General features: G+C 41.5%; 13 protein-coding genes. 2 read left to right on the top strand and 11 right to left on the bottom strand.

What is annotated here, in order from left to right; genetic code table 11:
* Positions 1–45: 45 nt before the first annotated feature.
* Both ACOB82_RS02500 and ACOB82_RS02495 read right to left on the bottom strand, forming a co-directional pair.
* Complete coding sequence (locus tag ACOB82_RS02500) at positions 46–3147, bottom strand: efflux RND transporter permease subunit (protein ID WP_448211363.1); 3102 nt, start codon at positions 3145–3147, stop codon at positions 46–48.
* 2 nt (positions 3148–3149) lie between these two features.
* Entirely contained in the window at positions 3150–4202 is a 1053-nt protein-coding gene (locus ACOB82_RS02495) for an efflux RND transporter periplasmic adaptor subunit (protein ID WP_448211362.1), read from the bottom strand.
* Between the two features lie 181 nt (positions 4203–4383).
* Between ACOB82_RS02495 and ACOB82_RS02490 the strand changes: the two genes are divergently transcribed.
* Together ACOB82_RS02490 and ACOB82_RS02485 are read left to right on the top strand one after the other, a co-directional pair.
* Positions 4384–5130, top strand: a complete 747-nt coding sequence (locus ACOB82_RS02490; protein WP_448211361.1) for a hypothetical protein — start codon at positions 4384–4386, stop codon at positions 5128–5130.
* A 65-nt stretch (positions 5131–5195) separates the two neighbouring features.
* Positions 5196–5813 (top strand): hypothetical protein, encoded by a 618-nt coding sequence (locus tag ACOB82_RS02485; RefSeq protein ID WP_448211360.1) that lies wholly within the window; start codon positions 5196–5198, stop codon positions 5811–5813.
* Between the two features lie 141 nt (positions 5814–5954).
* Here the strand turns inward: ACOB82_RS02485 and ACOB82_RS02480 are convergent, their stop codons facing one another.
* From ACOB82_RS02480 to ACOB82_RS02440, 9 genes are all read right to left on the bottom strand, one after another.
* Positions 5955–6446 carry a thioredoxin family protein gene (locus ACOB82_RS02480; RefSeq protein ID WP_448211359.1) on the bottom strand — a complete coding sequence of 164 codons (492 nt, stop codon included), beginning with the start codon at positions 6444–6446 and terminating at the stop codon, positions 5955–5957.
* Between the two features lie 7 nt (positions 6447–6453).
* Positions 6454–7581, bottom strand: a complete 1128-nt coding sequence (tyrA, locus tag ACOB82_RS02475; RefSeq protein ID WP_448211358.1) for a bifunctional chorismate mutase/prephenate dehydrogenase — start codon at positions 7579–7581, stop codon at positions 6454–6456.
* Positions 7582–7615: 34 nt separating this feature from the next.
* Positions 7616–8698, bottom strand: a complete 1083-nt coding sequence (locus tag ACOB82_RS02470) for a 3-deoxy-7-phosphoheptulonate synthase (protein ID WP_448211357.1) — start codon at positions 8696–8698, stop codon at positions 7616–7618.
* Positions 8699–9197: 499 nt separating this feature from the next.
* Positions 9198–10451, bottom strand: coding sequence for a serine hydroxymethyltransferase (gene glyA, locus ACOB82_RS02465; protein ID WP_448211356.1), 1254 nt, complete (start codon positions 10449–10451; stop codon positions 9198–9200).
* A 261-nt stretch (positions 10452–10712) separates the two neighbouring features.
* A complete protein-coding gene (locus ACOB82_RS02460) occupies positions 10713–11276 on the bottom strand; it encodes a hypothetical protein (protein ID WP_448211355.1) in 564 nt (187 codons plus the stop codon).
* Positions 11273–11788: an RNA polymerase sigma factor gene (locus ACOB82_RS02455; protein WP_448211354.1), complete on the bottom strand. Its 516-nt coding sequence runs from the start codon at positions 11786–11788 to the stop codon at positions 11273–11275. The genes ACOB82_RS02460 and ACOB82_RS02455 overlap by 4 nt, the downstream gene beginning before the upstream one ends.
* A 21-nt stretch (positions 11789–11809) precedes the next feature.
* Positions 11810–12973, bottom strand: a complete 1164-nt coding sequence (locus ACOB82_RS02450) for an ABC transporter permease (protein ID WP_448211353.1) — start codon at positions 12971–12973, stop codon at positions 11810–11812.
* Complete coding sequence (locus ACOB82_RS02445) at positions 12970–13707, bottom strand: ABC transporter ATP-binding protein (RefSeq protein ID WP_448211352.1); 738 nt, start codon at positions 13705–13707, stop codon at positions 12970–12972. Before ACOB82_RS02445 ends, ACOB82_RS02450 begins: the two co-directional genes overlap by 4 nt.
* A 10-nt stretch (positions 13708–13717) precedes the next feature.
* Entirely contained in the window at positions 13718–15226 is a 1509-nt protein-coding gene (locus ACOB82_RS02440; protein ID WP_448211351.1) for an alpha/beta fold hydrolase, read from the bottom strand.
* Between the last annotated feature and the right edge of the window lie 25 nt (positions 15227–15251).

Here is a 15251-nt window from a genome sequence, read left to right as displayed (position 1 = left end):
GACAAACAAAAAAGCATGCTAAATTGCATGCTTTTTATTCACTTATTAGTCCTGCGATTGCGCCTCATTGTTTTGTAAGGCTTTTATTTTATTTTCCAGTGCTTTTGGTGAGCCAGTATGTCGACATAACCAGTAATAAGCACTTGGTACAACAAACAAGGTAAAGATACTCGCCAATGAAACCCCGGCAAAAATTACCACACCAATAACCATCCGGCTTTCAAAACCAGGCCCCGAAGCCATAACCAAAGGTACCGAGCTCATTACTGTAGTAAAGGTTGTCATTACAATTGGGCGTAAACGCTGCTGCGCGGCATTAATTAGCGCCTGTTCAAACTCAACACCTTTATCTCGTAATTGGTTAGCAAACTCTACGATTAAAATACCGTTTTTCGCTGCTAAACCAATCAGCATAACAATACCAATTTGACTGTAAATATTCAGGCTCATGCCCATATACTCTAGGCCAGCCAAAGCGCCCACCAGCGCTAATGGTACGGTCAGCAGTATAACAAATGGATGAATAAAGCTTTCAAATTGTGCCGATAACACTAAATACGTGATCAGTAGTGCTAAGGCAAAAATAAACAATACAGAAGTACCAGACTCTTTCAGCAACATTGACTGACCTTTATAATCAACTTGCGCTTCATCCGGCAATTCTTCATCAACCACTTGATTTAAGAAATCTAAAGCGTCACCTAACGCATAGCCGTCGGCAATATTGGCACTAATGGTGACACTTCTTAGTCGGTTATAACGATTTAATCGTGAAGAAGTCGCACTTTCAGTAACTGTGATCAAATTCGACAATGGAATTAATTCACCTGAAGTTCGAGAGCGCACATAAACATTATTGATATCTTGTGGGCTAGCAAAGTCATGTTCGTTACCTTCGATAATTACGTCGTATTCTTCACCACGATCAACAAACGTTGTCACTCGGCGTTGTCCCAGCATGGTTTCCAATGTTTTACCGATATCTCCGACCGGCACGCCTAAGTCGTAAGCACGGTTGTGGTCAATCTCGATTAAAAACTGCGGATAAGTTTCTTTATAGTCACTATCAACATCAGAAAAATTTGGATTTTCCTGCGCTTTGGCAATAACAATATCACGCCATTTCGCTAGGTCTTCGTAGGTATTACCCTGTAGTACAAACTCAACCGGCTTGCTGTTTCCGCCACCACCTAAGCCTTGACGCATAATGGCATAAGCACGAACGTCAGTAATGGAAGCAAGTTCAGCATTAAAACGATTAGCAAACTCGACAGTTGAGAACGCGCGCTCTTCCCATTCAGGTAAACCAATAATGGCAACGCCACCACGACCGCCCCAACCTGGCACTCGAATTAACACTCGCTCTAGCTCACCACGCTCGTGATAAGCTAATAGCTTCTCTTCAATAATTTGCATGTGCTTAACGTTATTTTCATAACTAGCACCCTCTGCACCTTGCATAGCGACAAACAAGTTACCTCTGTCTTCTTTGGGTGCATATTCAGACGGTAATTTGTTAAACAAGCTATAAACCAAGAATAAGCTAACACCAATTACTGCCACTAACATAATTGGCTGATGGACAGTGTTTTTCAATGCTCGACCATAAGCCGCTTCAAGCTTAGCAAAGCCGTTATCAAGTAATTGACCAAACGAAGAGCTACGCTCACGGTGTTTAAGCATTTTCGAGCACAACATTGGCGTTAACGATAATGCGGTTAAACTTGAGAAAATAACCGCTGCGGCAATCGCTAAGGCAAACTCAGTAAACAGCCGCCCAATATTGCCCGATAAAAACACCAAGGGCACAAATACCGCTACTAACACTAAAGTGGTCGCAATTACCGCGAATGCTACTTCGCGACCACCTTCATAAGCAGCAAGTAACGGCGGCTGACCATTTTCAATTCGGCGATAAATATTTTCTAAAACTACAATAGCGTCATCAACCACCAAACCAATGGCAAGAACAAAGGCAAGCAGTGTTAGTAAGTTAATTGAAAAACCGAGCCAAGATAAGACGGTCATTGACCCGATCAACGCAATAGGTACGGTCAATGCTGGAATAAGTGTTGCGCGAATATTACCTAGGAAAATAAAGATCACAATGACTACCATCAACATGGCAATGCCTAGGGTGTTATACACTTCATCGATTGAACCTTGAATAAATACCGATGAGTCATAACTATTAGCGATAATCGTACCTGGCGGTAGCGACTCTTTGATTTTTTCCATTTCTTTAGCGGCGGCTTTTACCACATCGAGGGTATTAGCTTTAGATTGCTTGATAATGCCCAAGCCCACCATGTTTTTGCCATTACCACGGAATAAGTTTTCATCATCGCGGGCATCAACCCCCACTTTGGCAATGTCGCCTAAGCGTACAAGTTCATTATTGCTACCTCGCGCAATTACCATAGCGGCAAAGTCAGCTTCGGTGCGATAACTACGCTCAACACGCACGGCAAAGTCGCGATCGATAGACTCAATTTCACCTGCCGGCAATTCGACATTCTGTGCACGTAATGTCGATTCAACGTCATCAACGGTAATGCCGCGAGCAGCCATAGCGACGCGATCGAGCAATATTTTCATGGCATAAGTGCGACCACCACCGACTCGTACTTGAGCAACACCATCAACTACCGCAAAACGATCAACAATATAACGTTCAGCATAATCGGTAAGCTGTAAGGTGGTCATTGAGTCACTGCGTAGGTTGTACCAAACAATGACGTTTTCATCGTCGTTGGCTTTAAAAACCTCAGGCGGATCAGCTTGATCAGGTAATTGTCTTAACGCCCGAGAAATACGATCACGAACATCATTGGTTGCCGAGTCAATATCACGGTCAAGTTCAAACTCTATCGTGATGTTCGAGCGTCCCACTCGGCTACTAGAAGTGATGTTTTTCACCCCTTCAATACCGCTAATGCGATCTTCTAAAAGTTGTGTAATTTTGGTTTCAACAATTGCCGCAGCAGCACCTGGATATGAAGTATTTATACTGACCACTGGTGGATCAATATCTGGATATTCCCGAAGTGGCAGCATTAAAAATGCCACGATACCGAAAGTCACCAACAATAAGTTGATTACCGTGGCAAATACCGGTCGTTTAACTGAAAGATCAGATAAAATCATGGTTATTGCTCCAGCACTTTAACTTGGCTACCGTCGCGTAATTTCAGCGCCCCCTCTATAACAATGGCTTGGCCTTCTGAAATACCTTGTTTAATTTCTACAATGCCAGGCTTACGACGGCCAACCACGACTTCAGTCATTACCGCTTTTTCGCCTTCAACCACATATACGTAGTTCTTTTCTTCGATCGGAATTATCGCGCTTTCAGGTAGCTGTAAAACGTTATCAACTCGACGTTCAACACTCACTGATAACAACATGCCTGAGCGTAAAGCGAAATCTGAGTTGGGTATTTCTGCACGAATGCTAACCGTTCTCGTTACATTGTCGATACGAGGATCAACTGAAATAACCACCCCTTCAAACAAGCGATCGCCGTAAGCAGTATTTTTTGCTTCTACTTTTTGACCAACGGTAATTGTCGTGTAAAAACGCTCTGGCACATTAAAATCAACTTTAACCTTGCTTAAATCATCTAAACTGGTGATGACGTCACCTGCTTTAACATACGCACCGGCACTCAAATCTCTAAAGCCTAAAACACCATCAAATGGCGCTCTAATGGTTAATTCATTTAGCTTAGTTTTTGCAATTAATAACTGCGCAGCTATGGCTTTGGCTTTAGCTTCTTGTTCATCTACGGTTGACTTAGATGCCGCTTTTTTCTTTAACAAGTCTTGGAAACGATTAAGCTGAGCAACAGATTCTGCTAAATTAGCTTCCATTTCACTAACTTTCGCCGCCTCTTCTTTATTATTAAACTGCACTAGAATGTCATTTTTCTTAACCAGTTGACCATCAGTAAACGAGACATAATCAACAAAGTCAGCATACTTAGAGGTAATAAGTACTTGCTCATTGGCGCGCACACTACCTAAGGCTTCAATAACATCACGAAAATCGGCTTTCTGGACCTCGACAACCTTCACCGATACTACGCGTTGTCTGCGTTGCTGTTCTTGCTCAGCTGAAGGCCAATTAAGATACGCCGCTAATGCGACGAGTAACCCTAGTATAATTAGATAAGGTAATCGTTTGCTGATTGAATTAGACATAACTTCCATTAACTCATTATTTTAATGATATAAATATACCGCAGACGCCATATTGGCGACGAGGTAACTCATCCGAAAATATAGGACGTTAAACGTATAAACGACAGTTATACGAATAATAAGGCGTTAACGGTTCAAATATGGATATAATAACTGCAACGTTTCCAAGATCTTAGATGTTATGAATAAATTAGCTAGTTTAGCCATGATCGTGCTGTTATCGCTTGGTGGACTAATGTGGTATGCCGCCAATGGTTCAATGAGTGAATACCTACAACATGCCGAACAACAAATTACCCAACAATTGCCATCAGGTAGCCAGTTCTCCATAGATCAATTTCATGTAACCAAGGCCAATAGTCAGGGCGAGGTAACCCATATTTATTTATCTGTACCACTTAGCGATAAAGAAGTTAATAACGGTGAAGATAACGAGAGTGAAGTTGGCAATGATGACATTGATAATAACGCCAATACCCAAAAAATTAGCAAAATCGTGATTTCTATCCCCAGCATTCAGTGGCAATTTGAAGCACGTAGTTTAAAAAAATCAGTTGTAAATGTTGAGCAAATTTCCTTACCTGAAGTGTCAATTACACTGCCAAGTTCGCTAAATACAAACGCAATTGCGCAATTAACAGCTACCATCACACAGCTCATAGCTAATGCCAGTTCAAATGAAAGTGATGACCAACTAGGCTTGTTCGGTAGGCATGAATTTTTAGTCAAAGCCCAACAACTCTATATTGAGCAGTTATATATTACCTTAACCGACGGTGATAACCCTGTTGAAGAAATTATTGCTGGCCAGATTTCATTAACACCAAAGCATTTATCAAATGATAATCGCATGACCATCACGGCGGCCTATATTTTTGAAGCAATATTGAATGCTGCAGATCAAGAGCTAGCGAAACACATCAATTAAACCAAATACTTGTATTGTGCCAATGGCGGTGTAATCTATAGATATAAGATCAAAAGGAATAAGTCATGTTACAGATAAAATCACTAATAAAGTGTACCGTTTTATGCGCATTAGCCTGCGCGAGCATTCAAGCTAACGCCATACAAAAGGATAATAAGAAAGGTTTCGAAATTACCCCTTATTTAGGCTATATGATTGGCTCTGATATAGCGGAAGCTGATGGCTCGGATATCGAGCTGTCAAAGGATGCTCACTATGGTCTAGCGTTTTCTTGGCAAGACTCGCCAAGCGGTCAAGGACAAATATTAGTGAACTATGTCGCTCATGATTTTGATTCAGCGACAACTCAAAGTAATGAAGAATTAAAAGTGTTGTATGCTCACTTTAGTGGTGTTGCCCAATTTCGTGAGCGAAACTACATTACAACATTTAGCATCGGCTTAGGTGGTGCTTATATGGATGGCGGTGATAACACAGAAATCTATCCATCAGCGACTGCGGCATTAGGTACTCGCTATGAATTTTCACCTAGCTTTTCCGTATTTACTGAGTTACGCGCATACGCCACTCTTACTGATGAAGACGATGACTTATTTTGTAAAAATGATGTGTGCGCCGCACAGTTTGATAACGCGCTGTATTTTGATACCTCATTGTCGGTTGGCTTAGCTTTTAGCTTCTAAGCACAATATAAATACCATAACGATAACAAGCAACCTCGGGTTATGTAGTTACAAGACGTACTGAAAAAATCGTTAAAAGAATAACAAAAGCCAGCATATTGCTGGCTTTTTTGTTGACGGTTATCGCTTTGTTCAATTGCGCTAGGATTTAATAAATTGCGTAATATCAGTAATTAAATCTGTTGCCGGTCGCTCAATAATACGCCCGACTTCACGACCATCAATTTTAACAACAATGGTCGGTGTATATTTGATATCAGCTATTTTTTCACGCCCTAACGGCTCTTGCTTATGACCATCAAGTGCGACCAAGTTCACTGCCACCTTTTGATTATGAGCTAAAGCTTTTAACAACCTAGGTACTTCGCGCTGACTATCATGACACCAAGTACCAAAGTAAATATCCAGCGTTAAGTTATTGGGAAACTGTTCAACCATCGCTATTTGCTCTGGCGTTTCTTGAAAGCTAGAAAACTCAGCTAAAAACGACGGATATTCTGCCAGCAGTTGAGTTTGATTGATATCGCCAACGGCGATACTCGCTTGCTGCCCAGTACTTTCTGCCGTTGTAGAACAGGCTAACAAGGTAAAAGTAAGTGTTAACACACTAAAGATTTTTATTATATTTTTCATTACTGCCCTATTTTATTTCATTGGCTTTTTGCAGCATTAATTTACTTTCTTCCAAGAACAGCTCGGCATAATCGCCGAACCAATCAGACACTTGGTTAAACATAGCTACAAAAGCAGTTTTATCGCCCATTTCAACATCTTCTAATAATTCTAAGAAACGATAGGCAAAGCGCTTCATCATAGCGACATTATCTGAATTGGCAAAAATTATATCGCTATAAAGCACAGGGTCTTGAGCGAATAAGCGTCCAACCATAATCAATTCCAAACGATAAATTGGTGAGCTCAAGTCGACTAATTGCTGCAAATTAGCACCTTCAGTCATCAGATGATAGCCATAAGCGATAGTGGAAAAATGGCGCATTACCTGCACCATCGCCATGGCTTTATCATGCTCAAACGCCGAAACCGGATATATACTAGCGCCCCACACTTTAAATTGTTCGAGTAGCCACTGGTAGTGTTCGGCACCACGGCCTTCACAGGTAATTATTGTTTGCTTTATTAGCCCGGAAACATCAGGGCCAAACATCGGATGCAAACCTACTACCGGCCCCGAATGCACCTTCATCATTTCATATAAAGGCGATTCTTTAATACTAGTAACGTCCGCTAAAATGCAATGTTCAGGCAGGCGAGTTAACTGCTGAATAACTAGTGCGGTATAACGAATTGGCACAGCCACAATGACCAAACTGGCTTTAGCTAATACTTGCTGACTCAGCGCCCAGTCATCTTTTTCAATAATATGTACTTGGTAACCAGAACGCTTAAAAAGGTCGACAAATATCGCGCCCAGTTGCCCTTGCCCACCAACCACGACAATATCTTTAGCATCAGGATTAACGCAACGATAGCCGCTTTCATCTTGGCTTGAATAAGAGTCTTGCATCATGCGACGCAAAATATCTTCAATCAGCTTAGGATTCACCCCCCGCTCGCTTGCTTGTTCACGACGTTCTTTAAGTAATGCCGCTTCGCGATCTGGGGCATAAATTGGCATGCCGACTTCACTTTTGAGCGCACCAATTTTTCGCGTAATTTGCCGCCTTTTCGCTAACAGTTCCACCAGCTCGCTATCGAGCGCATCAATTTCTTGACGATAGTTTGCTAACGCTTTAGATATGTCTTTCATAAATAATAAGTTAATAGCTTAACGATTGTAATTATTAAGAAATTCTTGATGGTAACACCGATGCCAATTTCTGACTCGCTTTTTCAAAAAGTATCTTAGTTTCATCCAAATCAATGCAGGCATCTGTCACCGATACCCCATATTTTAATTCAGATTTAGGCAAGTCAGCACTTTGATTTCCTGCGTGAATATTACTTTCGAGCATTAAGCCAATAATTGAAGTATTGCCCTCACATATTTGATTGACGACATTATTGGCCACCATAGGTTGGCGGCGGTAATCTTTATTTGAGTTGCCATGACTACAATCAACAACAATTGCCGGCTCAAGACTATGACTCGCTAAGTCTTCTTCACACAAGGCGATATTAACCGAATCATAATTAGGCTGCTTACCACCACGTAAAATCACATGGCCATCTGGGTTGCCCGAGGTCTTGATTAACGCCACTTGTCCTTGGCGGTTTATCCCCATAAAGCGATGTGATGATGCTGCCGATTGCATGGCATTAATTGCCACCGACAAACTACCATTCGTGCCATTTTTAAAACCAATCGGCATAGACAAACCACTGGCCATTTCACGGTGAGTTTGTGATTCAGTTGTTCGCGCGCCAATTGCCGCCCAACTGAATAATTCTGCTAAATACTGTGGGCTAATAGGATCCAATGCCTCGGTCGCCAACGGCAAGCCCAAATCCGTCAAGTAAATGAGTAACTCTCTCGCTTTTTTCAAACCGGTTTCTACATCAAATGAGCCGTCCATATGCGGGTCGTTAATTAAGCCTTTCCAGCCTACCGTTGTTCTTGGCTTTTCAAAGTACACGCGCATTACCACATACAAGGTATCTTTATATTTATCGTGCAACTGCTTTAACTCATGGGCATAAGCTTTTGCCGCCTCAACATCATGTACTGAGCACGGACCGCTGATCACCAGTAATCTTGGATCTTTTTTGTGAATAATATTTGAAATAGTTTTGCGTGACGCTTTAACAAACTCACGACCAGCCTCACTCAGTGGCAATTCATTACGCAATTGCTCTGGCGTGATAAGAATTTCTTCTGCGTTAACGTGAATATCGTTCAAAGTTTTGATGTGCTCTGTAGTAGACATAATAATCTTCCGGTGAAGTTCGTTATAAAAATAAATATAGGGTACAGGGGGTAGTAAGCAATGCTTACTTAATAAAGTAGGTAAAGCGCATTGCTAGTGAATAGCAATAATATCGATAACAAATTGTCAGAATTGAGTGTGGCATTATCGTCGCTAAAATTTGGGTTTATCTATCAGTTAGTACTAATTAAGGTACAAATTAAGACACTAATTGAGTATTTGCTCTGTGCCTGTTGACGACATATTAGCCCGCAAAAATCACAATTGTAAAGTTTTATTTTCACCTTTTGTAAACAAAATAAAACAGCCATTATATTTACTTAACCTCAGGTTTGTATAAGAAGTTGTGTTAAGCTTTATAAAACAAAGATTTCTCTGTTTCTTAATTTCAGCCAATAAAAAAGGCCACCGAAGTGACCTTTAATTTAAGATTTTAGCAATTAGCCATTTACTAGTAGACTAATTCATCAAACTTTTACCTATTTAACTCAGCAGTTGCTTAAGCGTAAACAGGGAAGCGAGCACAAATATCTTTTACTTGCTCTTGAACGCGCTTGCTTACTTCTTCGCTTTCAATGTCATCTAAGATGTCACAGATCCAGCCAGTTAATTGCTTAGTTTCTTCAACACCAAAACCACGACGAGTAATTGCCGGTGTACCTAAACGTAGACCAGAAGTCACAAACGGTGAACGCGGATCATTTGGTACCGAGTTTTTGTTTACTGTGATGTGGGCTTTGCCTAATGCCGCATCAGCATCTTTACCTGTGATATCTTTGTCAATTAAGTCAAGCAACAATAAGTGGTTTTCAGTACCGTTAGATACGACTTTGTAGCCTCGTTTTTGTAACACTGCCACCATAGCCTTAGCGTTATCTAATACTTGCTGTTGGTATGCTTTAAATTCAGGTTGTAATGCTTCTTTAAATGCAACAGCTTTTGCAGCAATTACGTGCATTAACGGACCACCTTGACCACCTGGGAATACCGCAGAGTTTAACTTTTTGTAAACTTCTTCATCACCACAGCCAGAAACAATTAAACCGCCACGAGGGCCTGCTAATGTTTTATGAGTTGTGGTAGTCACAACGTGAGCATGTGGTACTGGGTTTGGATATAAGCCTGCTGCGACAAGGCCTGCAACGTGAGCCATATCAACCATTAAGTAAGCACCAATTTTATCAGCTATTTCACGCATACGCGCCCAATCAACAATGCCTGAGAATGCTGAGAAACCAGCGATAATCATTTCCGGCTTGTGCTCTAACGCTAAGCTTTCCACTTCCGCGTAGTTAATATCACCCGCTTCATCTAAGCCATACTGGAACGCTTCATAAGACTTGCCAGAAAAGTTTACGTGAGAACCGTGAGTCAAGTGACCACCATGAGCTAAGCTCATACCTAACACTTTTCCACCAGGCGTAACTAACGCTTGGAATACCGCGGCATTAGCTTGCGAACCAGCGTGAGGCTGAACGTTAGCGTAATCTGCACCAAACAATTCTTTAGCACGCTCAATCGCTAATTCTTCTGCTTTATCAACGAATTCACAACCACCATAGTAACGCTTACCCGGATAACCTTCCGCATACTTGTTAGTTAGTTGAGAGCCTTGAGCTTCTAATACGCGTGGGCTGGTATAGTTTTCAGATGCGATTAATTCGATGTGTTGTTCTTGACGAACAACTTCGTCTTGCATGGCCTGCCATAATTCAGCATCGAAATCTGCAATATTCATATCACGAGTAAGCATGTTTTATCCTCTGTGGTGATAGCGTTAGACTTAAGTATTTTAAGGCGAAGTATTTTGCCCGAATCTGATTGATTTGTACACGATAAAGCCACTGGATTTTCACGAAAACGCGATGAATTTCACAATAAAATATTTCACAACGGCCATCAGCTTATCGAGCTTTTGAATATATAAGAACCAAATCCCATATTCAACGATTTTAATTCCATCAAAGCAACAATAAGCAAAATATTATTCGACAATAAACCATGAAACCATTTGTTATTTGGTCATTCGATTTAACTCAACCGCTCGGCGTCGTTTAAAGATCACACCACCAATGACCATCACAGTAACCAGAGCATTGGCCATTATATAAGCGGGCAATATTGGCTTTGTCGCAGTTTTCCCTAGCTCCCAAATATACCAATTAACCAAGGGATACATTAAATAGCTGGTATAAATCCAAAGATTAGCATAGTGAATTGCGCCCTTTATGCCACTAATGCTTTTTTCAAACGCCTGCTGAGGATCGCTGGCATCCAGCTGCCAAGTACGAATACGAATGCGAAATTCTAAAATGGTATACACCAATGACCCCAAGCCGCCAACCGCTAGAAAAACCAAGGTTGCAGTATCATCTGGGTCAGTTTTTAATTGATAAACTAAGCAGCCAAGCAAAAATAGGGTTGCCAATATATCAAAGGCTAGTATCACTTTTGCCATCAATGTGCGATGCGACAATTGCTTAACCAGCTTATCGATATCTTGCGCTTGATAAGGCTGAGACTGCCAATCATCAACCAGTGTTTGCCAATTGTCATCTAAAGGCGATTTTTCACTCATGATGCCTCCAATATTTTCATAAGAGATGCTTTTGCTCTGTTCAAACGCACCCCCACTAGATTTTGGCTAATCGATAAAATATCAGCCAACTCTTGATAACTCATACCTTCTAGCGCCAAGGTAATGACTTGTTGTTGCTCGAAACTCAGCTGCCTAATAGCTGAGGAAAGTCGTTGTTGGCGCTGGGCTTGATCTAGCGCATGGTAAGGTGTCGATTGACCATCACTTACCAGCTGACAGTCATCAATATCTTGATCGGCTTTAATAGTACGCACCGCTTTAGCAACATGGGTCGCTAAAATATTATGGGCAATACGTGCAACGAAGGTTTTTACCGAGCTATTGCCCTTAAATTTAGGCAAGGCCTGCCAAATATTTAAGGCAACCTCCTGATACAACTCTTCTTGTAAGGCGGGCTTCGCTTCAAAGCCATGGATGATATGTTTGAGCATGCGATCATGCTCGCTCATCCATTGGCTAAACTGTTGCTGTTTGTTTAAATTTAACGTCATAAAATCAAGCGTTTGATGGCATTAGCTTAATGCCATCACCACTTTTTCTGACTTAAGTTTTTTCGCCAAAATTAACACCAGTACTGCGGTTACAGCAATCGTGACAAAACTGGTCACGGCAAATGCCGGCCAATTTACCGGCAAGCCTTTAAATAGATTCTCTAAAATAATTGATTGCCCAGCAATTGGCGTCCAGTCTAGCCATAAAGGTCGATTATCTATAAACATTAAGGCGGCAGGAATAAACGCCGGTAACATAATTAACATAGTCACAGTTGATTGGGCTTCTTTAAAGCTTTTGGCTTGAAACGCGAAAAACAACTGCAACGCTGCAGCAAATACGCAAATAGGGATCAGCAGCAGTAATAGGGTTACAAAAGTAAAACCATCAATGCTAAAGGTTGCACCAATTTTAGTTAAATCAACAAAACCAACGCTGATTGTGGTCACGGTTAACATCAAGACAATGGCTAACGCCGAAATAGCACTTGAGCAGCTGAGTTTGGCTAAAACAATTTTTAACGTGCTCACTGGCTGACACAATAAAAGCTCTAAGACATTGCGTTCACGCTCACCTGCACTAGAGTCAATTGCGGTAGATAAGCCCGACATAAAGGCACCCATTAACAAATATAAGCCCAGCATAATGCTGATCATCATGGCGTTGCTGCTTGGTTGCGCTCTATCTTGTTCAATCACATTAAGCGGCTGCAAAATGCGCATATCAATGCCACGCATCATAATGCGTTTATAGCCAATAGCTCGGGCATGATCACTGATCACATCTTTGATACGGCGCACCGGGCTTAACGTCGGCTTATCGCTATAATCAGCATTAATAACAATATCAATCACCTCACCCGCGGCCATTAACTCGGCATAATCGGCAGGGATCGTAAGTTTAATTGCTCGTTTTTGCCAAATAGGCAAATCGCTGTCATCGGCTTTAGTGATCGAAAAAATATTGTCATCATTAAGTGCTTTGGTTAATTTTGGCGCGTATTCTGCGCCAGTAATTTCAGCGTAAACTGCAGGTTTATCCACCATTTCTTTAATCATGGTTTTTGACATCACCATAATCATCACCGGCGCCAATAACGACATACTAAATGCCACCAGTAACGCACGTTTATCACGAAATGCTTCTTTAAATTCTTTAATAATTAACGCTTTTAATTGGTTCACGCCGCGACTCCTTCATCCGAACCGATTAACTTGACAAAGGCTTCTTCCAGGTGTTGCTCGCCAGCTAATTCGCATAACTCATCTGGCGTACCTTGCGCTGCAAGTTTGCCGTTCGCCACTATGACTACACGGTCACATAATGCAGCCACTTCTTGCATGACATGGGATGAAAATAAAATACAATGCCCCTGCGCTTTAAATCGCGTTAAATAGTCGCGTAAAATGCGAGTGCTCATGACATCAAGACCACGAGTGGGTTCATCAAGTACAAAATTTTGCGGCTTATGCACCAAAGCCTGTGCCAATGTCACTTTCATACGCTGGCCTTGAGAAAAGCCTTGAGTTTTACGATGGGCTAATGACTCCATGTCCAAGTCACGAATAATTTCAGCAATTGCCGCTTTCTTTTTCTGCCCACTAAGGCCATGAATACTGGCAAAATAATCGATTTGCTCGTAAGCAGTTAAGCGTTCATATAAACCAAACTTGTCAGGAAAAATGCCAAGTTTTGCTCGTGCTGACAGCGGCTGTTCAACCGCACTGATCCCATCAATAGTCGCGGTACCTTGGTCTGCCTTAAGTAAGCCGTACAGTGTGCGAAGACAAGTAGTTTTACCTGCACCATTTGGCCCTAAAATACCGGTAATTTCGCCATCGTTAGCGGTAAAAGATAAGCCGTCGAGCGCTTTCACATCTTTACCAAACGTTTTATGTAAATTATCTACAATAATCATTTTTAATCCCTTACATATTGCCATTTAGACTGGTCATAAATGACTCATCGGGTAATTCTGTCAGGCAGGTTTCATCCAATGCCGCTAAATCTAACGTGTCAATAAACTGATTCACTAAACCAACCGCGCATTCGCTACTAGCAGCAATATGTGCAGCGTTTTTAATAATAATATGACGACTATTTACTAAGGTTTTATTAGCATATTCGCCGTTGCTTGGTGGCGTTACTGGATCTAAATTTCCCGATAAAATAAGTGTTGGCACTTTCGCGGTAACCGGCTGATAAAATTCATCAGCTACTTGATATTTAGGCCACAATGGGCAGGCCAATTGCCAACCGCGATGGCTAATTTTTCGGCCGAAATTATTGTCACCATCTTGCTGCCAAGCAGAAGGGCTTATTCGTGGAAAATCTTCATTACAAACAATATTTAACGTTAATCCGCTATAGATGCCACCCGCCTGATGCTCACTATCATTTTGCGCAACTAACCCCGCTAATGGCATATAATTACCTAGGTATGCTTGGTGGATCACTAAAGGAACAATTGTGCGCATCGGCATGCTATAAAGTTGCATTCGTAAGGTATCGACAAACTTTTCAACATCGACAACAAAATCAGTCGGCGTACCTAACCTTGGGTGAGCAATAGTTATGGTTTTCGCTTTTGCAGCTAACGCGCTATAAACTTCCTGAAACTCATTGGCTAAATTAGGGTAGGCTTGATGGCAAGCTGGCTCAGCGGCACAATTTTCTACTAACAAGTTAAACGAACGAGCAGCACTTTGACCAAATGGCCCGATCGGCACTTCAATTGGCCCGACACTATCTAATACCACACTGGCTAGATTTTCTGGAAATAATCGTAAATACACTAGCGCAGCGCGCGTACCGTAGGAGCCCCCGTATAAATTTATTTGCTCATAGCCCAGCGCTGCACGGACAGCATCAAAATCTCGGATGGCATTTTCTGAGTTATATTGGCCTAGCTCCTGCTTAAACTCGCTTAAACATTGATGAATTTCGTCAACATCAAATTCTGTTGAACTCATTTGATAAACATCTTTGATATTTAGCGCATTATTGTCACAAAGCAGTGGGCTTGATTGTCCAGTTCCACGCTGATCAACCAAAATAATGTCGCGGGTTTTACGAATTTCATAAAAGTTTCGACGGATCATTGGCGCTAATTCTGTTGCTGCCTGCCCCGGTCCACCCGCTAAAAACATCAGTGGTGATTTATTTTGCGCACTATCTATCGCAGGTAGCACCGCAAAATTGATTTCGATGGTGGTTGCTTCTGGTTGTTGGTAGTTTTCTGGCACGGTTAACTTACCGCATTTGACTTGTTCGCGAATGCCATCAAGGTGGCAGTCGTCAAAAATTAACGGGTAAGGTTCAGCGGCTTTAGCTGGTGTAATAAGCAATAAGGCTAAACCTAATAGAATGCCTAACTCTTTGCCTAATAATTTGCCTAAAGCCATGCCAAACAACTTAATTAAGTATGATTTCCACATTATATTATTTATATCCTTAAATAAT

It is taken from the genome of Colwellia sp. MEBiC06753 (genome assembly GCF_053470325.1).
Note: the sequence above shows the minus strand (reverse complement) of the source record. Positions and strands in the feature narration are given on the sequence as shown.

What these genes read in the sequence shown, in the direction of transcription:
- ACOB82_RS02500 (WP_448211363.1), bottom strand. Translation starts at nt 3,147, where the DNA reads ATGATTTTATCTGATCTTTCAGTTAAACGACCGGTATTTGCCACGGTA.
- ACOB82_RS02495 (WP_448211362.1), bottom strand. Translation starts at nt 4,202, where the DNA reads ATGTCTAATTCAATCAGCAAACGATTACCTTATCTAATTATACTAGGG.
- ACOB82_RS02490 (WP_448211361.1), top strand. Translation starts at nt 4,384, where the DNA reads ATGAATAAATTAGCTAGTTTAGCCATGATCGTGCTGTTATCGCTTGGT.
- ACOB82_RS02485 (WP_448211360.1), top strand. Translation starts at nt 5,196, where the DNA reads ATGTTACAGATAAAATCACTAATAAAGTGTACCGTTTTATGCGCATTA.
- ACOB82_RS02480 (WP_448211359.1), bottom strand. Translation starts at nt 6,446, where the DNA reads ATGAAAAATATAATAAAAATCTTTAGTGTGTTAACACTTACTTTTACC.
- tyrA (WP_448211358.1), bottom strand. Translation starts at nt 7,581, where the DNA reads ATGAAAGACATATCTAAAGCGTTAGCAAACTATCGTCAAGAAATTGAT.
- ACOB82_RS02470 (WP_448211357.1), bottom strand. Translation starts at nt 8,698, where the DNA reads ATGTCTACTACAGAGCACATCAAAACTTTGAACGATATTCACGTTAAC.
- glyA (WP_448211356.1), bottom strand. Translation starts at nt 10,451, where the DNA reads ATGCTTACTCGTGATATGAATATTGCAGATTTCGATGCTGAATTATGG.
- ACOB82_RS02460 (WP_448211355.1), bottom strand. Translation starts at nt 11,276, where the DNA reads ATGAGTGAAAAATCGCCTTTAGATGACAATTGGCAAACACTGGTTGAT.
- ACOB82_RS02455 (WP_448211354.1), bottom strand. Translation starts at nt 11,788, where the DNA reads ATGACGTTAAATTTAAACAAACAGCAACAGTTTAGCCAATGGATGAGC.
- ACOB82_RS02445 (WP_448211352.1), bottom strand. Translation starts at nt 13,707, where the DNA reads ATGATTATTGTAGATAATTTACATAAAACGTTTGGTAAAGATGTGAAA.
- ACOB82_RS02440 (WP_448211351.1), bottom strand. Translation starts at nt 15,226, where the DNA reads ATGTGGAAATCATACTTAATTAAGTTGTTTGGCATGGCTTTAGGCAAA.